General features: G+C 72.1%; 17 protein-coding genes. 16 read left to right on the plus strand and 1 reads right to left on the minus strand.

The genetic code is table 11. The features are described from left to right. Positions 1–3: 3 nt before the first annotated feature. The 16 genes from asnB to ACIQNU_RS20285 are packed head-to-tail and all read left to right on the plus strand — an operon-like array spanning position 4 to position 20,696. Positions 4–1,953, plus strand: a complete 1,950-nt coding sequence (gene asnB / locus ACIQNU_RS20210; RefSeq protein ID WP_401368009.1) for an asparagine synthase (glutamine-hydrolyzing) — start codon at positions 4–6, stop codon at positions 1,951–1,953. Positions 1,954–1,969: 16 nt separating this feature from the next. Then, positions 1,970–4,168: a bi-domain-containing oxidoreductase gene (locus ACIQNU_RS20215; protein WP_401368011.1), complete on the plus strand. Its 2,199-nt coding sequence runs from the start codon at positions 1,970–1,972 to the stop codon at positions 4,166–4,168. Further along, on the plus strand, positions 4,165–6,141 hold the full coding sequence (locus ACIQNU_RS20220) for an alginate lyase family protein (protein ID WP_401368014.1): 1,977 nt from the start codon (positions 4,165–4,167) through the stop codon (positions 6,139–6,141). The genes ACIQNU_RS20215 and ACIQNU_RS20220 overlap by 4 nt, the downstream gene beginning before the upstream one ends. A gap of 21 nt (positions 6,142–6,162) precedes the next feature. Then, entirely contained in the window at positions 6,163–7,683 is a 1,521-nt protein-coding gene (locus tag ACIQNU_RS20225) for a right-handed parallel beta-helix repeat-containing protein (protein ID WP_401368017.1), read from the plus strand. Position 7,684: 1 nt separating this feature from the next. Then, complete coding sequence (locus ACIQNU_RS20230; RefSeq protein WP_401368019.1) at positions 7,685–9,007, plus strand: O-antigen ligase domain-containing protein; 1,323 nt, start codon at positions 7,685–7,687, stop codon at positions 9,005–9,007. A 2-nt stretch (positions 9,008–9,009) separates the two neighbouring features. After that, a complete protein-coding gene (locus tag ACIQNU_RS20235) occupies positions 9,010–10,284 on the plus strand; it encodes a glycosyltransferase (RefSeq protein ID WP_401368022.1) in 1,275 nt (424 codons plus the stop codon). Further along, positions 10,281–11,555 (plus strand): class I SAM-dependent methyltransferase, encoded by a 1,275-nt coding sequence (locus ACIQNU_RS20240; RefSeq protein ID WP_401368025.1) that lies wholly within the window; start codon positions 10,281–10,283, stop codon positions 11,553–11,555. The genes ACIQNU_RS20235 and ACIQNU_RS20240 overlap by 4 nt, the downstream gene beginning before the upstream one ends. After that, positions 11,552–12,349 carry a glucose-1-phosphate cytidylyltransferase gene (locus ACIQNU_RS20245; RefSeq protein WP_401368028.1) on the plus strand — a complete coding sequence of 266 codons (798 nt, stop codon included), beginning with the start codon at positions 11,552–11,554 and terminating at the stop codon, positions 12,347–12,349. The genes ACIQNU_RS20240 and ACIQNU_RS20245 overlap by 4 nt, the downstream gene beginning before the upstream one ends. Beyond that, entirely contained in the window at positions 12,346–12,993 is a 648-nt protein-coding gene (locus ACIQNU_RS20250) for a PIG-L deacetylase family protein (protein WP_401368031.1), read from the plus strand. Before ACIQNU_RS20245 ends, ACIQNU_RS20250 begins: the two co-directional genes overlap by 4 nt. A 3-nt stretch (positions 12,994–12,996) precedes the next feature. Continuing rightward, the gene (locus tag ACIQNU_RS20255; RefSeq protein WP_401368034.1) at positions 12,997–14,022 is read left to right on the plus strand and encodes an NAD-dependent epimerase/dehydratase family protein; all 1,026 of its coding nucleotides are present in this window, start codon (positions 12,997–12,999) and stop codon (positions 14,020–14,022) included. Then, the gene (locus tag ACIQNU_RS20260; RefSeq protein ID WP_401368037.1) at positions 14,010–15,293 is read left to right on the plus strand and encodes a DUF4910 domain-containing protein; all 1,284 of its coding nucleotides are present in this window, start codon (positions 14,010–14,012) and stop codon (positions 15,291–15,293) included. Before ACIQNU_RS20255 ends, ACIQNU_RS20260 begins: the two co-directional genes overlap by 13 nt. 5 nt (positions 15,294–15,298) lie before the next feature. After that, a complete protein-coding gene (locus ACIQNU_RS20265) occupies positions 15,299–16,609 on the plus strand; it encodes a hypothetical protein (RefSeq protein ID WP_401368090.1) in 1,311 nt (436 codons plus the stop codon). Beyond that, entirely contained in the window at positions 16,606–17,553 is a 948-nt protein-coding gene (locus tag ACIQNU_RS20270; protein ID WP_401368040.1) for a glycosyltransferase family 2 protein, read from the plus strand. Before ACIQNU_RS20265 ends, ACIQNU_RS20270 begins: the two co-directional genes overlap by 4 nt. Further along, a complete protein-coding gene (locus ACIQNU_RS20275; RefSeq protein WP_401368043.1) occupies positions 17,550–18,800 on the plus strand; it encodes a polysaccharide pyruvyl transferase family protein in 1,251 nt (416 codons plus the stop codon). Before ACIQNU_RS20270 ends, ACIQNU_RS20275 begins: the two co-directional genes overlap by 4 nt. Further along, complete coding sequence (locus ACIQNU_RS20280; RefSeq protein WP_401368046.1) at positions 18,797–19,363, plus strand: dTDP-4-dehydrorhamnose 3,5-epimerase family protein; 567 nt, start codon at positions 18,797–18,799, stop codon at positions 19,361–19,363. Before ACIQNU_RS20275 ends, ACIQNU_RS20280 begins: the two co-directional genes overlap by 4 nt. Positions 19,364–19,370: 7 nt before the next feature. Further along, positions 19,371–20,696 (plus strand): glutamate-1-semialdehyde 2,1-aminomutase, encoded by a 1,326-nt coding sequence (locus ACIQNU_RS20285; RefSeq protein WP_401368049.1) that lies wholly within the window; start codon positions 19,371–19,373, stop codon positions 20,694–20,696. Between the two features lie 12 nt (positions 20,697–20,708). Here the strand turns inward: ACIQNU_RS20285 and ACIQNU_RS20290 are convergent, their stop codons facing one another. Beyond that, a complete protein-coding gene (locus ACIQNU_RS20290) occupies positions 20,709–21,365 on the minus strand; it encodes a phosphatase PAP2 family protein (protein ID WP_401368051.1) in 657 nt (218 codons plus the stop codon). Positions 21,366–21,583: the final 218 nt, after the last annotated feature.

Here is a 21,583-nt window from a genome sequence, read left to right on the forward strand (position 1 = left end):
GACATGTGTGGCATCGCAGGCACGTACCGATGGCCGGACGGGAAGGTCGTGACCGACCGGCTCACCGATACCCTCGCCCACCGCGGCCCTGACGGGGCGGGCCGGTACAGTCACCCCGCCGGTGACAGCGAAGTGCACCTCGGGCACCGCCGGCTGGCCATCGTCGACCTGTCCGAGACCGGCGCCCAGCCGATGGCGTCGGGCGGCCTCGTCCTCACGTACAACGGCGAGCTGTACAACGCGCCCGAGCTGCGTGCCGAACTGGCAGCAGCCGGCGTGCGCTTCCGCGGTACGTCCGACACCGAGGTGCTGCTGGAGGCCTGGCGGCGCTGGGGCACGGACTGTCTGCCCCGGCTGCGCGGCATGTTCGCGTTCGGGATCTTCGACGAGCGCACCGGTGACCTGGTGCTCGTCCGCGACCAACTCGGCATCAAGCCGCTGTTCCTGCTCCGGCGCGGTGGGGGCCTGGTGTTCGCCTCCGAGCTGAAGGCGCTCGCCGCCGCCACCGGCGGGTCGCTGGAGGTGGACCATGCGGCGCTGGTGGCCTCGCTGCTCTACTACTGGGTGCCGGACTCGCGTTGTGCACTTCGCGAGGCGGAGAAGTTGCCGCCGGGGAGCTGGCTCCGGTGCCGGCCCGACGGCCGGGTGGAGCGCGGCCGGTTCTGGAACCTCCGGGAGGTCGCCGCCGAGGGTCAGGAGCGGGCCAGGCGCGGCGAGCGGCCGGATCTCGCCGCCCTCGTGAAGGAGTCGACTCGACGCCATCTGCTCTCCGACGTACCCGTGGCGACCTTCCTCTCCGGCGGTCTCGACTCCAGTTATCTGACCGCGCTGGCGTCCCGCGTCCAACCCGGGATCTCCGCGTACACGATCGGGTTCCGCGCCGAGGACGCCAAGTTCGAGGCGATGCCGGACGACCTTCGCCATGCCCGGCGGGTGGCCGAGCGGTTCTGCGTCGACCTGCACGAGATCGAGATCGCTCCGAACGTGCTCGACCTGCTGCCGCAGATGACGTACCACCTGGACGAGCCGATCGGCGACCCCGCCGCGATCAACACCTTCCTGATCTGCTCGGCCGCGCGGGAGGCCGGGGTCAAGGTGTTGCTCTCGGGGATGGGTGCCGACGAACTGTTCGCCGGATACCGCAAGCACCTGGCCAACCTACTCGCGCTGCGCTACCAGCGCGTCCCGCGGCCCCTGCGGCGCGGCCTCTCCGGAGCCGTGGACCGGCTGCCGGTCGCCACGGCCCGCCGGGGGTACCGGTCGGTGCGGTTCGCGAAGCGCTTCCTCTCCTTCGCCGAGCTGCCGGAGGAGACCGCGTTCCGGCGCAGCTACACCATGTACGACCGGAACGACCTGCTCGCCCTGATCGATCCCGACCTGGCCGGGACGGTCGATGACGTACTGACCGAGCACGCGGACGTCTACCGGGACAACGACCTCGACGACTTCGTCAACCGCATGTGCCTGGGCGACGCCCGGATGTTCCTGCCGGGCCTGAACCTCGCGTACACGGACCGGTCGAGCATGGCCGCGTCGACCGAGGTGCGGGTGCCGTACGTGGATGTCGAGGTGGTGAAGGCGGCGTTCGCGGTGCCTGGCGATCGCAAGATCGTCGGACGGCAGGGCAAGGCCGTCCTCAAGGAGGCGGCCACCTCGATCCTGCCCCGGGAGATCGCCTACCGGCCCAAGGGCCTGTTCAGCGCCCCGCTGCGGGCCTGGATGAGCCGGGATCTGGCACCGCTGGTACGCGAGGTGGTGCACGACGGGGTGCTCGTCAACTCCGGGTTCCTGCGGCGCGACGCGCTGGCGCGCATGGTCGCCGAGGACGCGTCCGGACAGCGGGACTTCTCCAAGCACCTGTGGCATGTGCTGACCCTTGAGTACTGGTACCGCGGCGCGACCTCCGGCTCCGGCCGGAGCACTCCCTCGACGGCTCAGAACAAGACGGCTTAGGACAACAGGAGTTCCGGTGAAACAGGTTGTGCAGAACTACAAGAGCGGCGAACTGGCGCTGCTCGATGTGCCGGTGCCGGAGTGCAAGCCGGGCGGTGTGCTGGTCAGGACGGCCTACTCGCTGATCTCCACCGGGACCGAACTCATGAAGGTGTCCGAGGCGGGGATGTCGATGGTGGGCAAGGCCCGCTCCCGCCCGGACCAGGTGGCCAAGGTCATGCAGAGCGTGGCCACCAACGGGGTGCCCGCCACCTACCGCAAGGTGATGGGCAAGCTGGACTCCTACACGCCACTGGGCTACTCGCTGTGCGGGGTGGTCGAGCAGGTCGGCGCCGGGATCGACGACGTGGCGGTCGGTGACCTCGTGGCCTGCGCCGGCAATGAGCACGCCTTGCACGCCGAGCTGAACTGGGTGCCGAAGAACCTCTACGCCCCGGTGCCGGACGGCCTCGCGCCGCGGCACGCGGCGTTCGGCACCGTCGGGTCGATCGCGTTGCAGGGCGTCCGCCGCGGCGAACCTCAACTCGGCGAGGTGGCGCTGGTCATCGGGCTGGGGCTGATCGGGCAGTTGGTGGTGCAGTTGCTGGCCGCCTCGGGCGTACGTGTCGTCGGGGTCGACCCCGACCCGGTGCGCTGCGAGCTGGCCGAGCGCCTGGGCGCCGCGGCCTGCGGCGATCCCGCCTCCGCGGCCGTGGAAGCCACCGTCGCCCAGCTCACCGGCGGTCACGGCGTGGACCAGGTGTACCTGGCCGCCGGCGGCGGCAGCAACCAGCCCGTCGAGCTGGCCGCCCGGTTGAGCCGGGACCGCGGACGGGTGGTCGACATCGGCAAGTGCCGCCTGGACCTGCCCTGGAACGCGTACTACGAGAAGGAGCTGGACGTCCGCTTCTCCCGCTCGTACGGGCCTGGGCGCTACGACCCGGAGTACGAGCTGGAGGGGCGGGACTACCCGATCGGCTATGTGCGCTGGACCGAGCGCCGTAACCTCGCGTGCTTCCTCGACCTGATCGCGCGCGGCAGCGTCGACATGGAGCCCCTGGTCTCCCACGTCGCCGACTTCGAGGACGCCGTCGGGACGTACGGGCGCCTGAAGGACGGCGATCTGAAGGCCGTGGCCGTGCTGTTCCGGTACGCCGAACACACCGGGGAGGCACCGGCACCGGCGGTGGCCGTGCCTGTGGTGCGACGCGGCGGCGGGGCGTCCGCGCCGAGCCGGTCCGCCGAGGGGCCGGTGCGGCTCGCCTTCGTCGGCGCGGGCAACTACGCGACATCGATGCTGCTGCCGCACCTGGCACAGCGCGAAGGCGTCGAGTTGTCCACGGTCGTCACCACGACGGCGCTGTCCGCGGCCAACGCGAAGCGGAAGTTCGGCTTCGCCGAGGCGACCACCGATCTCGACACCGTTCTCGGCGACAAGTCCGTCGACGCGGTGTTCATCGCCACCCGGCACAGCTCGCACGCCGAACTGACCCGGAAGGCGCTGCTGGCCGGCAAGGCGGTGTTCGTCGAGAAGCCCCTTGCCCTCACCGGGGAAGAGCTGGCCGATGTCCTCGCGGCGGTGGAGGAGTCCGGCAACGACCGGCTACAGGTGGGCTTCAACCGCCGGTTCGCGCCACTGCTGCGGGAGGCCAGAAAGCGGTTCGGTGACCGGACCGGTCCGGCGAGCCTCCGCTACCTGGTCAACGCGGGCCGCCTCCAGCACGGCAGTTGGTACCTCCGGCAGAGCACCGAGGGCTCGCGCTTCACCGGGGAGGGCGGACACTTCATCGACACGGCGAGCTGGCTGCTCGAAGCCGACCCTGTCTCGGTGTACGCGGTCGCCACGCCCGGCGCGGTCGCCACGTCCGGCAACGAGGACCTCCAGGTCGTCCTGCGCTATCCGGACGGGTCCACCGCCACCATCAGCTACGTCACCACCGGCTCGCCCGGCTTCCCCAAGGAGACCCTGGACGTCGTCGCGGACGGCAGGGTGCTGCGGCTCGACGACTTCGTCCGTGCCGCTGTGTACGGCCGCAAGCGGTGGGTCAGTTCGCGGCTGCCCAAGGCCCGGGACAAGGGCCAGGCCGCGGAGCTGGCCGCGTTCGTCAAGGCCGTGCGGACCGGCGGGCCGATGCCTGTGCCGCTGGAGTCGCTGGTCGCCACCACGGCGGCCACCCTCGCCGTGCAGGCGGGGCTGGTCAGCGGCGCGCCGGTGACCTTGGCGAGGACGCGATGACCATGAGCGCGGGCTGGTACCTGCGGCGGCTGTCCCGGATGGGACCGCGAGAGGTCGGCGGCCGGGTGGGCGACGCGGTGCGCAGGCGACGGTGGCGGTCGGCGCCGCCGGACTGCCCGGTCGTGACCGGCGCCCGGTTCACCGCGGTGCTGCCCACCGGGACGATCGACGCGGTGCCACCGGACGCCGCGAAGCGGCTCGTCGCCGATGCGGACCGGCTGATGGCCGGGCACGCCGAGTACTTCGGCGTGGCCCGCGACGACCTGGCCGACCCGGACTGGTGCCTTGACCCGAAGACCGGCCGCCGGGCTCCGTGGGGCTACGCCTTCGACGTGCCCTACCGGAACGAGGACGCGGTCGGCGACATCAAACAGATCTGGGAGCTGTCCCGGCATCAGCACCTGACCGTGCTCGCCGCCGCTTACGCGATCACCGGGGACGAGCGCTACGCCGAGCGGGTGGCCGAGCATCTGCGGACGTGGTGGGCGCTCAACGCGCCGCTGCGCGGAGTGCACTGGATCAGCGGCATCGAGCTGGGGATCCGACTGCTTTCCTGGGTGTGGGTCCGCCGGCTGCTGGACGGCTGGCCGGGCGCGGCCGGGCTGTTCGAGGGCAACCCGGTGGCGCTGCACCAGATCTGGCACCACCAGCGCTGGCTGGCGGCCTTCCCGAGCCGGGGGTCTTCGGCGAACAACCACATCATCGCCGAGGCCGCCGGGCAGGCCGCCGCGGCCTGCGCGTTCGGCTGGTTCCCCGCCTCGGCTCGCTGGCGGGCGGACGCCCTGCGGTCGCTGGAGCGGCATCTGCGGAGCAACACCTTCGCCTCCGGCCTCAATCGCGAGTTGGCCACCGAATACCACGGACTTGTGCTGGAACTGGGCCTGGCCGCGGTGGCCGAGGCGGACACCTCCGGTGTGCCGGTCCCCGAGTCGATCCGGCTGGTGCTGCTGCGGATGGCCGACGCGCTCGCGGCCGTCGTGGACGGCCGGCTGCGGCCACCGCGCCAGGGGGACGCGGACGACGGGCACGGTCTGGTCGTGGACGGCGAGGGCACCGACCGCTGGGCCTCGCTGCTGGCCACCGGGGACGCCGTCTTCGGCCGGCTCGCCTGGTGGCCCGCGGTGACCGGCACCGATGTGCGCACCCCGCTGCTGGCCGCGCTCATCCGGCCGTATGCGAAGAACGGAACCGCACCGGCCGTGACCCGCCCGGCGAGCCGGCCGTCCCACTTCGCCGACGCGGGGATGACGATTCTGCGCGGTCCGGCGGAGATCTGGTGCCGCTGCGACGGCGGTCCGCACGGGTTCCTGTCCATCGCCGCGCACGCCCACGCGGACGCGCTGTCCGTGGAGGTCCGGCACGACGGGGTCGACGTGCTCGCCGACCCGGGGACGTTCTGCTACCACGGGCAGCCCGAGTGGCGGCAGTACTTCCGGTCGACCATCGGCCACAACACCCTGCGCGTGGACGGCGGTGACCAGTCCGTCTCCGGCGGCCCGTTCCTGTGGACCCGGCATGCCCGCAGCCGCGTCCTCATCGCGGACACGGACGGCGCCTCCGACGGGGGGACGGCCCGCTGGTGCGCCGAGCACGACGGCTACGGGCGCTCGGTGCACCGCCGCCGGGTGGAACTGACCGCCGCACGCCGGGAGTTACGGGTGGTCGACGAGGTGCGCGGACCGCGCCGGGCCGCTCAGCTCGCGTTCCACCTCGGCCCGGCGATCGCCGCGGACCTGGTGGGGAACCGGGCGGTGCTCACCTGGACCCGGGACGGCGAGGACCGCTCCGCCCTGCTCGATCTGCCCGAGCAACTGTCCTGGCGGGCGCATCGCGGCGAGACCGACCCGCCGTTGGGCTGGTACTCCGACGGCTTCGGGCGCAAGCAGCCCACCACCACGCTGATCGGCACCGGCATGTCCGACGGCTCGGCGCTGTCGGCGGAGTTCACGACCGTACTCAGGTTCCGCGGCTAGAAGGCTTCTGAGGGAGGAGGCGTGGTGAACAGGAAGCGGCACGGGGGCTTGGCGACGGCGGCGTGGGTGCTGCTTCTGCTGGCGGCGACCGGTTGTGAGAGCGCACCGGACGGACCGGTGGAGCCGACCGCCTCACCCACCACGTCCGTGGCCCGGGTGTGCGCCAAGCCCGCGGCCGGCCCCGCGAAGGCGCCCGCGGGGGCGGTGACGGTCGACCCCTCGGTGGTCGGCGACCTGGCCGCGAAGTCCAAGAGCAGCCCCCCGAACACCACGTTCTGGCTCCGACCGGGGAAGCACAAGCTCACCTCGGACCGCTACGCACAGGTCGTGCCCAAGGAGGGGAACCGCTACCTCGGTGCGCCGGGCGCGGTGCTCGACGGCGGCAAGACCAACCAGTACGCGTTCGGCGGCACCAACCCGAACGTCACCATCCGCTACCTGACCGTCCAGGGTTTCGTCGCGCCGCAGAACGAGGGCGTGGTCAACCACGACTCGGCCGACGGGTGGGTGATCGAGCACACGACGATCCAGAACAACTCCGGCGCCGCGCTGATGGCCGGTGGCCGCCAGCAGGTCCGCGCCAACTGCCTGCGCGACAACGGGCAGTACGGCCTCAACGCCTACCAGGCCGGCGGCACCCTCAGCGACCTCGTGGTCGAGGGCAACGAGATCGTGGGCAACAACACCGACGACTGGGAGCGGCGGCAGCCGGGCTGCGGCTGCACCGGAGGCGTGAAGTTCTGGGCCGTCGACGGCGCCGACATACGCGGCAACTGGGTGCACGACAACCGCGGCCCCGGGTTGTGGGCGGACACCAACAACAACGACTTCCGCATCGAGGACAACGTGATCGAGGCCAACGACGGTGCCGCGCTCACCTACGAGACCAGCTACAACGCGGTCATCCGGAAGAACACGATCCGGCGGAACAACTGGGTGGAGGGCCGCAGGAAGGCCGACGCCGGCGACACCTTCCCGTTCGCAACCGTCTATCTGTCGGAGTCCGGCGGCGAACCACGGATCCCCGCACGCACGGACAAGATCGAGATCTACCAGAACGTGCTGGAGGACAACTGGTCCGGGATCACCCTCTGGGAGAACGCCGACCGGTTCTGCAACAGCCCTGCCAACACCTCCTCCGGTGACTGCACCTTGCTGGTGAAGCGCCGCGACCGCTGCGTACAGCCGGCGATCGCCGGCGCACCGCTCCACGCCGACTGCCGGTGGAAGACCCAGCGGGTGGACATCCACGACAACCGCTTCACGCTGGACCCGTCCGTCGTCGGGTGCACGGTGAAGTGCGGCCGTATGGCGGTGCTCGCCAACTACGGCACCTATCCGGACTGGTCGCCGTACAAGGGCGAGCAGGTGGCCGACGCGATCACCCACAAGCAGCAGAACCGCTGGCGCGGCAACGTCTACCTCGGGCCCTGGAGCTTCGTCGCCCACGATCCGAGCCGGGAACTCGACTTCGGGCAGTGGCAGGCGTCGCCGTACCGGCAGGACGCGGGCAGCACCTTCCAGCCACGGGCGGGTGGTTGAGATGGGCCGGGACCTGACGCCCGACGGCCTGCCGGGCGGACCGGACATCCCGGGCGCGCGGCCCGGCGCCGCACCGCGCCCGCCCCGCACACCGCGCCCGTCCGGCACACCGAAGATCGTCGGGATCGTCTGGGGGCTGCTGGTCCTCAACACGCTCGGTTCCGCCGGGGCGAAGACCATCGTCCCGCTGCCGCGCTCCCTCATCCAGATGGTCACCATGGGCGCGCTGGTCGCCGCGTTCGCGCTGGCGCTCGCCGTCAACCCCCGGCTGCGCATCCGCGCGAGCACCTTCCTGCTCCTGCTCACCCTGCTGCTTGTGCCGAGCGTGATCTCCAGCGCGCAACTGGAGTCCGGGTTCGGCGCGTTGTTCCGCTGCACCCGGCTGGCGCTCTTCGTCGCCACGCTGTGGCTGCTCAGCCGCTGGTGGGACGGCGGCCCGACGTTCGTCCGGCACCACATCCGGATGTACTTCGCGGTGCTCGCGTCGGTGGCCGCCGGCCTGGTCGTCGCACCGGGCGCGGCCCTGCCCGATCTCTACGGCGGGCGGCTGGTCGGCGCACTGTGGCCGCTCACGCCGCCGCAGATCGGACAGTACGCCGCGGTGATCATCGGGCTCACCGTGCTGCTCGTCCTGGACCGCCAGGTCTCCCGGGGCAACGCGGCATGGGTCATCGTGCCCGCACTCGTCCTGCTCGCGCTCACCCATACCCGGACCGCCACGCTGGGCCTGCTCATCGGGCTGATGCTGGCGATCGGCTCGCTCGTCCTGACCAGCGCCGCCGCCCGCCGGTTCTTCACCTGGGCGGTGCTGTGCTCCGTCGTGGCAGCGGTGGGGTTCAACTCCGCGCTGCAGGCGTGGTTCCTGCGCGGACAGAGCCGGGAGAACTTCTCGAACCTCACCGGTCGGGCCAAGGTCTGGGACGCCCTGCTTGCGGCTCCCCGGACGACCGCGGAGCGCCTGTTCGGCTCGGGCCTGGGCGACAAGTCGTTCGGCGGGCTGCCGATCGACAACAGCTGGCTGGCCGTGTACCACGAGCAGGGTCTGACCGGCGTGACCGTCGTGGCGGCGATCGTCGTCGTGCTGGGCGGCGTCGCGTTGCTGCGCCCCCCGTCGCCGCAGCGGGCCTGCGCGCTCTTCCTGATCAGCTATTGCGCGATCGCGTCGTACACCGAGGCCGGGCTGGGCGACGCCTCGCCCTACCTGCTGCATCTGACGGTGGCCGCCTCGCTGCTCGCCGCACCCGCCGCGGTCGCTCCGCTCCCGGCGCCCGAAGTCCCCCGACGGCGCATCCCCCCATGGCACCGGAAATCTGAGGTGATCTGAGCATGCACGTCCTCGTGGTGCACAACCGCTACGCCTCGGCGCAGCCGAGCGGGGAGAACAAGGTAGTCGACCAGGAGGTGGCGCTGCTGCGCGAGGCCGGCCACCGGGTCGAGGTGTTCGAGCGGCGCAGCGACGACATCGCCGCACGCTCCCTGCCGTCCAAGGCCGCTGTGCCACTGCTCGTGCCGTGGAACCCGGCGGTCCGCGCGGAGCTGGCCGCCCGGCTCCGCTCCGAGCGGCCGGACGTGGTGCATGTCCACAACGTCTTCCCGCTCCTGTCGCCCGCGGTGCTGGCCGCCTGCGCCGACGCCGGAGTGCCCGCCGTCGCCACCCTGCACAACTACACCCAGGTCTGCCCGCCCGGCACGCTCCAGCGGGACGGCCTGCCGTGCGCCGAGTGCGTCGGGTCGTCGCCGCTGCCCGCCGTCCGGCACGGCTGCTACCGCAACTCCCGGCTGGCGACGGTGCCGCTCGCGATCAGCCTGGCGGTCAACCGGCGGCGGTGGTGGTCCGGCGTGGAGCGGTTCTTCTGCATCTCCGCCGCGCAGCGCGACGTCCTGGTGCGGTCCGGTATGCCACCCGAGCGGCTGGCGGTGAAGCACAACTTCGTGCCCGATCCGGGCACCTGCCGCACGGGTACCGGCGAGCATCTGCTCTACCTCGGCCGGCTCGCGGAGGCCAAGGGCGTGCGACTGCTCATGGCCGCGTGGGACGAGATCGCCGCCGACGGTGGTGTGGGCGTGCCGCTCGTGGTCGCCGGGGCGGGGCCACTGGAGCGCGAGGTGACCGCCTGGGCGGCGGGCCGGGACGACGTGCGGTACGTCGGCCTGTACGACCCGAACCAATGCCGCCAGGCCATCGCGCGGTCGGTCGCCGTAGTGGCTCCCTCGACATGGCTGGAGGCGTTCGGTCTGGTGGTCGTGGAGGCGATGGCGGCGGGGGTCCCGGCCGTCGCCGCAGGCCACGGCGCCTTCGTGGAACTTGTCGAGGACGGGGTGACCGGGCTGCTGCACCGACCGGGCGAGCCCGCCTCACTCGCGGCCTGCCTGCGCCGGATCACGGCCGAGCGGGATCGCAACCGGGAGATGGGCCAGGCGGCCCGGCGCCGTTACGAGCAGGGGTTCAGTCCGGCTGTCGGCCTGGAACGTCTGGTGGAGGGGTACCGCACCGCGATCGCGGTGCGGCACGGCGGCGGGACGGGCGCGCCGCCGGTCGGAAACGGCAACGCTGGCTCGCGGCGGGGCACCCGCGCGGGCAGGGATGGGGGCAGTAGATGACACGATGCCGACTCTGCGGTTCGGCGACGCCGGCGAGCGTCGTCGATCTGGGGGCGACCCCGCCGTGTGAGAGCTTTCTCGCCGCGGACCAACTGGACGAGCCGGAGCCGGCGTACCCGCTGCACCTGCGGGTCTGCACCGCATGCTGGCTCGCGCAGATCCCTCCGCTGATCACGCCGGAGGAGACGTTCACGCAGTACGCGTACTTCTCCTCCTACTCGACCTCCTGGGTGGAGCACGCGCGCACGTTCGTCACCGACGCGGTGCGGCGGCTGGGTCTCGGCCCTGACTCCTTCGTGGTCGAGGTCGCCAGCAACGACGGTTACCTGCTGAGGCACTTGGTGGACCGGGAGATCCGCTGCCTCGGCATCGAGCCGTCGGTGAACGTCGGCGCCGCGGCGCGCGAGGCGGGTGTGCCCACACTCACGGCGTTCCTCGACCCGGCCACCGGGGCGGACGTCCGCGCCGGCCACGGCCCGGCGGACCTGGTCGTGGCCAACAACGTGTACGCGCACATCCCCGACGTGGTCGGGTTCACCCGGGGACTGCGCGCCCTGGTCGCCGACGACGGCTGGGTCTCCATCGAGGTGCAGCATCTGCTGACCCTGATCGAGGAGAACCAGTACGACACGATCTACCACGAGCACTTCCAGTACTACACGGTCGCGTCGGCGGCTCGGGCGCTGGCGAGCGGCGGACTCACGCTCGTGGACGTCGAGTTGCTGCCCACGCACGGCGGTTCCATCCGGCTGTGGGCCCGCCCGGCCGAGGTGGCCGGCGAGCCGGCCGACGGGGTGTCCCCCGCGGGAGGGGCGCCGGGGGCTCAAGCAAGGGTGGCCGCCGTCCTGGACCGGGAGAAGGCCGCCGGGCTCCAGGACCTGTCGGGATACACCGACTTCTCGGCCCGGGTGGCCAAGGTGCGCCGGGACCTTCTGCGGTTCCTCATCGAGGCGGCCGACCGCGGCGAGACGGTCGTCGGCTACGGCGCCCCGGGCAAGGGCAACACCCTGCTCAACCACTGCGGCATCCGGCCCGACCTGCTCCCGTACACGGTCGACCGCAACCCCTACAAGCACGGCAGATTCACCCCGGGCACCCGCATCCCGATCCTGCCGCCCGAGCGGATCAACACCGACAAGCCCGACTACGTGCTCGTCCTCCCGTGGAACCTGCGGGCCGAGCTGGTCGAGCAACTGTCCTTCGTGCACGACTGGGGCGGTCGGCTGGTCTTCCCCATACCGGAACTGAGCATTGTCGAGGCCAAGTCATGAAGGTCGTACTGTTCTGCGGCGGTTACGGGCTGCGTATGCGCGCCGGCACCTCCGACGACTTGCCCAAGCCGATGGCGATGGTCGGCCCGCGACCGCTGATCTGGCATGTCATGCGCTACTACGCGTACTTCGGGCACACGGAGTTCATCCTGTGCCTCGGGTACGGGGCCGACCACATCAAGAACTTCTTCCTCCACTACGAGGAGACGACGTCCAACGACTTCGTGCTGCGCAACGGGCAGGCCGAGCTGCTGTCCACCGATATCGCCTCCTGGACGATCACGTTCGTGCAGACCGGCATCGAGTCGCCGATCGGCGAGCGGCTGCGCCGGGTGCGAGACCACCTGGACGGCGACGAGATGTTCCTGGCCAACTACGCCGACGTGCTCACCGACGCTCCGCTGCCGGAGATGATCGACCGGTTCGCCCGGCGCGACGCCGGTGCGTCGATGATGGTGGTCCCGCCGCAGTCGTCGTTCCACTGTGTGGACCTGGGCGAGGACGGCCTGGTGGGAGGCATCACCCCGGTGAGCGAACTGCCGCTGTGGGAGAACGGCGGCTACTTCGTGCTCCGTCAGGAGATCTTCGACCACATACCGGAGAACGGGGACCTGGTCGCGGACGGATGTGCGCAACTGGCCAAGCGCGGGCGGCTGGTGGCGCACCGGCACCGCGGCTTCTGGAAGCCGACCGACACCGTGAAGGAGCGGGCCGCGCTCGATGCCGCCTACGCCCTGGGCGACCGCCCCTGGGCCGTGTGGGAGCGGGACGGCGCCGGGGTGAGGACCGCGTGATCCGGCTCGGGACCGGACGCCTGGACCGGCTCGTCGCGTTGGGGGCGCACTGCGACGACCTCGCCATCGGCGCGGGCGGCACGCTGCTGACGGCGTGCCTCGCACGACCGGGCATCCGTGTCGACGCGCTGGTGCTCTCCGGCGGCGGCAGCGCCCGGGAGGAGGAGGAACGGGCCGCGCTCGCCGCTTTCTGCCCGGGGGCCGATCTGCGGCTGACCGTGCTCAAGCTCCCGGACGGCCGCCTGCCCGCGCACTGGGACGAAGCCAAGGCCGCGGTCGAGGAGCTGCGCGGGCGGACCGAGCCGGATCTCGTGCTCGCGCCGCGCACCGAGGACGCGCACCAGGACCACCGCGGCCTGGCGGAGCTGGTCTCCACCGCGTTCCGCGACCACCTCGCACTCGGCTACGAGATCGTCAAGTGGGACGGCGATCTCGGCCGTCCGACGGCGTACCAGCCGCTGTCGCCGGAGATCGCCGAACTGAAGGTGGGGCTGCTTCTGGAGCACTACGCCTCTCAACGGCACCGGCCCTGGTACGACCGGGAGGCCTTCCTCGGTCTCGCACGCATCCGCGGCATCGAATGCCACGCCCGCTACGCCGAGGCGTTCGCCGTCACCAAACTCACTCTCAATCTGGGGGGATGAACCTTGCGCGTACTTCTGACCGGACATCAGGGCTATCTGGGCACCGTGATGGCCCCGGTCCTCGCGGCCACCGGGCACGAGGTCACCGGTCTTGACGCCGGCCTGTTCGCGGACTGCCTCCTCGGCCCGCCGCCCGCGGACCCGCCGGGGCACCGGGTGGACCTGCGCGACGTCACGGCCGAACACCTGGCCGGGGTGGACGCCGTGATCCATCTGGCCGCGCTGTCCAACGACCCGCTGGGATCGCTGGCGCCGGACCTCACCCACGACATCAACCACCACGCGTCCGTACGGCTGGCCCGGCTGGCCCGCGACGCCGGAGTGCGGCGCTTCCTGTACGCGTCGACCTGCTCGGTCTACGGCGCCGCGGGCGGGGACGGTCTGGTGGCCGAGGACGCCCCGCTGCGCCCGGTGACGCCGTACGCGGAGTCCAAGGTGCGGGTGGAGGACGACCTGCACGCGCTGTCCGACGGCGACTTCAGCCCCGTGTTCCTGCGCAACGCCACCGCCTTCGGCCACTCGCCCCGGCTGCGCGCCGACATCGTGCTGAACAACCTGGTGGGCCACGCGCTCCTGTCCGGCGAGGTGCTGGTGCTCTCCGACGGCACCCCCTGGCGCCCGCTCGTGCACGCCGCCGACATCGCACGGGCCTTCACGGCCGCGCTGACCGCGCCTCGGGAAGCGGTGCACGACCAGGCGTTCAACATCGGCAGCGAGATCAACAACGTCACGGTCGCCGAGATCGCCGAGCAGGTCGCCGAGGCGGTGCCCGGCTCGCGGGTGAGGATCGCCGGGGAGAACGGTGCCGATCCCCGGTCGTACCGGGTGGACTTCTCCCGGTTCCGCGGAGCGGTGCCCGGTTTCGCTTGCGAGTGGACGGTGAAGCAGGGCGCGCTCGAACTCGCCGACGCCTACCGTGAACACGGGCTGACCCGGGAGAACTTCGAGCACCGCTTCACCCGGCTCGCGGTGCTGCGCGCGGCGTCCGACGCCGGTGTCGTCGACGACACCCTGCGGTGGCGCCGATGACCGCGGAGGGCTCGGAGATGCACGCGCTGGTGGAGCGGCTGTACCCGCTGTGCCGGAGCATCACGGGCGACGGGGTGCGTGCCACCTTGGACATCGTCGGCGAGTACGTTCCGCTGCGGGTGCACGAGGTGCCGACCGGGACGCGTGTGCTCGACTGGACGGTGCCGCAGGAGTGGAACATCCGGGACGCGTACATCGCCGACTCCACCGGCAAGCGGGTCGTCGACTTCGCCGCGTCCAGCCTTCACGTGCTCGGCTACAGCGTGCCCGTATCGGCGACCATGCCGCTGGCCGAGCTGCGGGAACACCTGCACACGCTGCCGGACCACCCGGCCTGGGTGCCCTACCGCACCAGCTACTACACACCGGAATGGGGCTTCTGCCTGGCCCAGGAGGTCTTGGACGCGCTGCCGGACGGCGACTACGAGGTGCGGGTCGACTCCACACTCTCGGACGGCCACCTCACCTACGCCGAGTACGTGATCCCCGGGCAGGTCGCCGACGAGGTGATCGTCTCCTGCCATGTCTGCCACCCTTCGCTGGCCAACGACAACCTGGCCGGCATCGCGGTGGCGACGTTCCTGGCCCGGACGCTGGCGGAGCGGACGCCGTGGTACACCTACCGGTTCCTGTTCGCGCCCGGCACCATCGGGGCGATCACCTGGCTGGCCCGCAACGCGGAGCGGGTGGACCGGGTCAAGCACGGGCTGGTGCTGGCCTGCGCCGGCGACTCGGGGCAGCTCACGTACAAACAGAGCAGGCGCGGCGACGCGGAGATCGACCGGGTGATGCGGCACGTGCTCCGCGCCTCCGAACGCCCGCACCGCGTCAACGAGTTCACTCCGTACGGCTACGACGAGCGGCAGTTCTGCTCGCCCGGGTTCGATCTCGGCGTGGGCTCGCTCAGCCGGACCCCGTACGCGGGCTACCCCGAGTACCACACCTCGGCGGACAACCCGGACTTCGTATCGCCGGAGGCGATGGCGGACACGCTCGCCGTCTGCCGCGAGGCGTTCGCCGTCCTCGACCGCAACCGGCGATACCTCAACCTCAGCCCGTACGGCGAGCCACAGCTCGGCCGGCGCGGGCTGTACGCATCGCTCGGCGGTCGCAGTGACGCGAAGCAGGCCCAGATGGCCATGCTCTGGGTCCTCAGCCTCTCCGACGGCGAGCACAGCCTGCTGGACGTCGCCGAGCGGTCCGAGCTGCCGTTCGACACCGTCGCCGCCGCGGCCGACGCCCTGTGCGGCGCCGGGTTGATCAAGGCATGACGCCGATGACCGTCAAGGGAGAGAAAACGACGGCATCGGCGGCCCCTGCCGGACCCACCCGGCGGACCGCCAAGCGGGCCATGGTCGGCCGGCTGTCCTGGGGACTGGCCGATCAGGCGGTCTGCAGCATGACCAACTTCGCGGTGGGGATCTACGTGGCGCAGTCGCTGGGGCTGGCCGCCTTCGGCGTGTTCAGCCTGGCGTGGGTGACCTACGGCGTGGTGCTCGGCGTCTCCCGCGGGCTGGCCACCGACCCGCTGATGGTGCGCTTCAGCGGCGTACCGGTCGCGTCCTGGCGCGCGGCTGCGGCCCGGTCGTCGGGCACGGCGCTCGGCGTCGGTGCCGCCGCCGGCGCGGTGTGTCTCGTGGTCGGGCTGGGCCTCGGCGACCCGGTGGGCCCCGCGTTCGCCGCCCTCGGCATCGTCCTGCCCGGCTTGCTGCTGCAGGACGCCTGGCGGTTCTCGTTCTTCGCCGCGGGCACCGGGCGCAAGGCCTTCGTCAACGACCTCCTGGGCGGAGTCGCGCTCGTCCCGGCCATGGTGGTGGCGGCCCGCGTGGGCAGCGTGGCCGCCTTCGTGCTCGCCTGGGGCACGGCCGCCGCGGTGGCCGCGCTGTACGGCTGTCTCCAGTCCGGCATCCGGCCCCGGTCGACGCGAGCGCGCGAGTGGGTCCGCGAGCACCGCGACCTCGGCTACCGCTACCTGGTCGAGAACGTCGGTGTCAGCGGCGCTGCCCAGTTGCGGGCGTACGGCCTCGGCGCGATCGTCGGCGTCAGCGCGGTGGGTGTGGTCCGGGGCGCCGAACTGCTGCTCGGCCCGTTCCTCGCCGTGCTGATGGGGCTGTCGCTGGTCACCGTCGCGGAGGCGGCACGGGTGCTGCGGCGGGCCCCGCACCGGCTGGGCACGTTCTGTCTGGTGCTGGGCGGCGGGCAGGCCGCCGCCGCACTGCTCTGGGGCACGGCGCTGCTGCTGCTCCCGGACCGGCTCGGCGAACTCGTGCTCGGCGGCGTCTGGCACTCCGCCTCGCAGCTCATCGTGCCGGCCACACTCGGCGTCGCGGGCGCCAGCCTCGGCACCGGCGCGGCAGCCGGGCTGCGCGCGCTCGGCGCGGCCCGGCGCAGCCTGCGCTGCCAGATGTTCGCCTCCGCCTGTTATGTCACCGGCGGGCTCGGCGGGGCGGCCCTGGCCGGCACGGTCGGCTCGGCCTGGGGCGTCGCCGCCGCGACCGTCAGCGGCTCGGCCGTGTGGTGGCTGCACCTGCGCTCCGCCCTGCGCGAGCACCGGCACGACCCCATCCGCGAAGTGAGGACCTCATGACCGCCCATCCCCGGCTGAGCATCGGCCTGCCCGTCTACAACGGCGAGGAGTACCTGGCGCAGTCGCTCGACGCGCTGCTCGGCCAGTCCTACGAGGATTTCGAGCTGGTCATCTCCGACAACGCCTCGACCGACGGGACCGAGAGCATCTGCCGCGGGTACGCGGCGCGGGACTCGCGCATCCGGTACATCCGGCTGCCCCGGAACATCGGCGCCGCGCCGAACCACAACCATGTGTTCACCGAGTGCCGCGGTGAGCTGTTCAAGTGGGCATCGCACGACGACCTGTACGCCCGGGACCTGCTGCGGCGCTGCGTGGAGGCGCTGGACGAGCGGCCGGACGTGATCCTCGCGCACAGCGGCCAGGCGGTCATCGACGGCGAAGGCCAGGTGAAGGTCCCCTACGAGTACGGGCTCGCCACCGACTCGCCGCACGCGCCGGAGCGGTTCCGCAGCATCCTGTTCGAGCCCGGCGGCGACGACTTCTACGGGGTGATGCGGGCCGACATGCTGCGCCGGGTGAAGCCGCACGACAGCTACCACCACGCGGACCGGGTGTTCGTCTCCGAGATCGGTCTGCACGGTCCGTTCCACCAGGTGCCGGAGCTGCTGTACTTCCGCCGCGACCACCCCACCCGCGCGGAGCGGGCGAACCCGGGCAAGCGCGCCCGGTGCGTCAATCTGGACCCGCGCCGGTCGGGCCCGCTGCATCCGACGCCCCGGCTGCTTGCCGAGTACGTCTGGGGCTTCGTCGCGGCGATCCGGCGGGCGCCGTTGTCCCCGGCCGACCGGCGCGCGTGCCATCGCCATCTGGCCGCCTGGATGACCAGCCGGGTCCGGCCGGGCGCCGGGGAGCGCGTCGAGGACCGTGCCCCGGTCGACCCGGGTCGGCTCACGGTCTCCGTCGACGCCCTCGTCGCCGGCCGCGAACGCGGGCAGGCGTGAAGCCCGCGCACGGGGCTCCGGCGCGTGTCGGGGTGTTCGGGCTGCTCGGCTCCGGCAACCTCGGCAACGACGGGTCGCTGGAGGCCGTTCTCGGGTACCTCCGCGCCGAGCACCCGGAGGCGGTGGTGGACGCGCTGTGCGGCGGACCGGAGGTCGTCTCGGGCCGGTACGGGATCGCGGCGACGCGGCTGCACTGGTACCGCGGGGAGTACCGGACCGCGTCGCGTGCGGGTGCGATCGCGGGGAAGGGTCTGGGCAAGCTCGTCGACGTCTTCCGCACCGCTGCCTGGGTGCGCCGGCACGACGTGGTGATCGTGCCGGGCATGGGCGTTCTGGAAGCCACGCTGCCGCTGCGGCCGTGGGGCTTCCCGTACGCGCTGTTCCTGCTCTGCGCGGCCGGACGGCTGTCCGGCACCCGGGTCGCGCTGGTGGGTGTCGGCGCCGCCCCGATCGGCCGGGGGCCCACCCGGGCCCTGGTGCGGTGGTCGGCGCGGCTGGCCGCGTACCGGTCGTACCGGGACACCCTGTCCCGCGACGCGATGCTGGCGATGGGCGTGGACACCGCGCGCGACGAGGTGTATCCGGACCTCGCGTTCGCCCTGCCGACACCGCGGGTCGGCGCGCCCCCGGGCCCGGCGGGACCGGTCTGTGTGGGCGTGATGGCCTTCCACGGGGGTAACGACGACCGTGCCAGGTCCGAGGAGATCCACGGGCGCTACCTCGAAGGGACGACCCGATTCGTCCGCGCGCTGGTCGAGGACGGCAGGCCGGTCCGGCTGCTCACCGGCGACGCGGTCGATGTGCCGGTGGTCACCGCGATCCTCGACGCGGTGGACTCGCCACTGGTCACCGCGGCCGAGGCGTCCTCGCTGACCGACCTGATGAAGGAGATGGCGGCTGCCGACAGCGTGGTGGCGACCCGTTACCACAATCTGGTCTGCGCGCTGAAGGTCGGTACGCCGACGCTCGCCCTCAGCTATGCGGCGAAGAGTGACGCGCTCATGGCCCGGATGGGGCTGGACGCGTACTGCCACCCGGCTCACGAGGTCGACGCCGACCGGATGCTGAGTCAGTTCCGGGCGCTGGAGCGGCGATCGGCGGAGCTGCGGCGGACCCTCACCGAGCGGAACCTGATCGCCGCCCGGAGCCTCGAAGCCCAGTTCACCGCCTTGACGGCGGCCCTGTTCCCAGCGACCGGCCACACCCCCACCGATACCCGTACCCACACCCTGCGGGAGGCCCCATGAAGGCAACCGGAATCCCGGCGATCGCCGGCGCGTACCTGTTCGAGCCGACACCGTTCGCCGACGAGCGCGGCTTCTTCAGCCGCACCTTCGACGCCGACGTGGTCCGCTCGGTGGGCCTCGACCCGGACGCGTTCGTCCAGGACAGCGTGTCCCGCTCGGTGCTGGGGGTGCTGCGGGGCCTGCACCTGCGCTCCGGAGCCGGTGAGGCCAAGCTGGTGCGGTGCTCGTACGGGAGGATCTTCGACGTCGTCGTGGATCTGCGGGCGGACTCGCCGACCTACCGCAACCGGGCCTTCTTCGAACTGTCCGACGAGACGCAGTCGACCCTCTACATCCCGGCGGGGTGCGCGCACGGCTTCCAGGCGCTGACCGCGACCGCCGACACCTCGTACCGGATGGACCGCCCGCACGATCCGGCCGAGGACCTGACGATCGCCTTCGACGACCCGGAGCTGGCCATTCCGTGGCCACTGCCGGTCACATCGATGTCCCCGCGGGACCGGGTCGCACCGCGTCTCGCCGAAGTCCTCCAGCACGATGTCCTCCAGCACAAGGAGAAGTGAGGTCGGCGTGGACACCGAAGAGTTTTCCCTGCCCAGGTCGCGGCTGGCGAACGAGCGGCTGCACGCCATGATCCCCGGCGGCGCGCACACCTACGCCAAGGGCGACGACCAGTACCCCCACGATCTGGCCCCGGTCATCAGCCACGGCCGCGGCGCCCATGTGTGGGACGTCGACGGCAACCGCTATGTCGAGTACGGCTCCGGCCTGCGGTCGGTCAGCCTCGGCCATGCCCACCCCCGCGTGATCGAGGCGGTGCGGCGGGAACTCGATCGCGGCAGCAACTTCGTCCGGCCGTCCGTCGTGGAGGTCGAGGCCGCGGAACGCTTCCTGGCCACCGTGCCGACGGCGGAGATGGTGAAGTTCGCGAAGAACGGCTCCGACGCCACCACCGCCGCGGTGCGCCTCGCCCGCGCCGCCACCGGGCGCCCTCGGGTGGCCCTCTGCGGCGACCACCCTTTCTTCTCCACCGACGACTGGTTCATCGGCACCACGCCGATGTCCGCCGGTGTGCCGGCGGCGGCCACCGAACTGACGGTGACGTTCCCCTACGGGGACCTGGCCGCGACGGAAGAACTGCTCACCCGGTACCGGGACGAGGTCGCCTGCCTGATCCTCGAACCTGCCACCCACACCGAGCCGCCGCCCGGGTACCTCGCCGGCCTGCGCGAACTGGCCGACCGGCACGGCTGCGTACTGATCTTCGATGAGATGATCACCGGCTTCCGCTGGTCGGAGGCGGGCGCTCAGGGCCTGTACGGCGTCGTCCCCGACCTCTCCACGTTCGGCAAGGCGCTGGGCAACGGGTTCGCCGTCGCCGCCCTGGCCGGGCGCCGCGATCTCATGGAGCGGGGCGGGCTGCGCCACTCGCGCGACCGGGTGTTCCTGCTGTCGACCACGCACGGTGCCGAAACCCATTCGCTGGCCGCCGCGATGGCCGTGCTCTCGACCTATGTAGAGGAGGGCGTCACCGCGCGGCTGCACGCCCTGGGTGAGCGGTTGGCCGCCGGTGTCCGTGGAGCCGCGGCCGGCATGGGCGTCGGCGACCACCTCGTCCTGCGGGGCCGGGCCAGCAATCTGGTCTTCGCCACCCTCGACGCGAACCGGCAGCCGTCGCAGGAGTACCGCACCCTGTTCCTGCGCCAACTCATCGCGGGCGGGGTGCTCGCCCCGTCGTTCGTGGTGAGCAGCGCGCTCGACGACGCCGATATCGACCGCACCGTCGACACGGTGGCCCAGGCATGTGCCGTGTACCGCAAGGCGCTGGACGCCGGTGACCCGACCCCCTGGCTGGGCGGGCGACCGGTGAAGCCCGTGTTCCGCCGACTGGCGTGAGGGGACGTGCCGTCAGCGGCGCTCCCACCGGCCGGCGTCAGCGATCCGGTCGACCAGCCACGCGGTCGCCGGTGTCACCGCCAGCGCGGAGCACCAGCCGCCGAGGACGTCGGTCGGGTAGTGCGCGCCGAGCGTGATCTGCGCCCACCCCATGGCGGCGCCGGCCACCAGCGCCGCGGCGAGTACGAGTGAGGTGCCGGCCGTTCTGCCGAGGCCGAGCCGGCCGGTCGCGAGGAGCGCCGCCGTGAGGGCGAACGCGGTGAGGAAGGCGGTGTGCCCGCTCGGATAGGACAGGTGCTCGCCGTGGATGGTGCGTCCCACCAGCGGCTTGATCAGCTTCGTCGTCCCCACGGTCATGGTGGTGCCTGCGGCGATGAGCACCGCCGCGCGAGGTCGCCGAAGGAGCAGGCAGGCCACCACGGCGACCACGATCAGCGTCGCCGCTCCGGCGGGCTCCCCGAGGAAGTCCGTGGCCAGGGCGGTGTGCCGCCAAGCCGGTGACACACCGTCCGCCAGTGGCTGGAACCACGCGTCCACCGTGCCGGGCCGGCTGTGGTCGGCGTACAGGATCCCGAGCGCGACGACCGTCAGCGTGGCGAGGGCGGCGATCAGCCCGAGCCCCGCGCGCAGCGCCGCGGGCAGCACCGCGGGCGCCGGGCGGCCGGTCACACACCCACCGCGTCCGCGGCCATGAATCAGCGACCTCCCGTTTCCCCTGCCCCATGGCCTCTTGAAGCTTTCCGGCATGGCCCTGTCGCCTCGACGTGGCCCGCGCGCGAGCCGTCAGCCCTAGGGTCTCTCGTTTGGATCAGGCCGGGCTCGCGGGCCCTGGCACCGCACCTCGCCGCGTTGTCGTCGGTCGCCAGGGCGCCGCCCTGACTCCCTCC

Source organism: Streptomyces sp. NPDC091292 (assembly GCF_044757265.1).
In the GTDB taxonomy this organism is placed as follows: Bacteria; Actinomycetota; Actinomycetes; order Streptomycetales; family Streptomycetaceae; genus Streptomyces.

Excerpts from the sequence above, each read along its gene's own strand:
- ACIQNU_RS20270 (WP_401368040.1), top strand. The coding sequence starts at position 16,606 with ATGACCGCCCATCCCCGGCTGAGCATCGGCCTGCCCGTCTACAACGGC.
- asnB (WP_401368009.1), top strand. The coding sequence starts at position 4 with ATGTGTGGCATCGCAGGCACGTACCGATGGCCGGACGGGAAGGTCGTG.
- ACIQNU_RS20235 (WP_401368022.1), top strand. The coding sequence starts at position 9,010 with ATGCACGTCCTCGTGGTGCACAACCGCTACGCCTCGGCGCAGCCGAGC.
- ACIQNU_RS20240 (WP_401368025.1), top strand. The coding sequence starts at position 10,281 with ATGACACGATGCCGACTCTGCGGTTCGGCGACGCCGGCGAGCGTCGTC.
- ACIQNU_RS20220 (WP_401368014.1), top strand. The coding sequence starts at position 4,165 with ATGACCATGAGCGCGGGCTGGTACCTGCGGCGGCTGTCCCGGATGGGA.
- ACIQNU_RS20245 (WP_401368028.1), top strand. The coding sequence starts at position 11,552 with ATGAAGGTCGTACTGTTCTGCGGCGGTTACGGGCTGCGTATGCGCGCC.
- ACIQNU_RS20280 (WP_401368046.1), top strand. The coding sequence starts at position 18,797 with ATGAAGGCAACCGGAATCCCGGCGATCGCCGGCGCGTACCTGTTCGAG.
- ACIQNU_RS20230 (WP_401368019.1), top strand. The coding sequence starts at position 7,685 with ATGGGCCGGGACCTGACGCCCGACGGCCTGCCGGGCGGACCGGACATC.
- ACIQNU_RS20265 (WP_401368090.1), top strand. The coding sequence starts at position 15,299 with ATGACCGTCAAGGGAGAGAAAACGACGGCATCGGCGGCCCCTGCCGGA.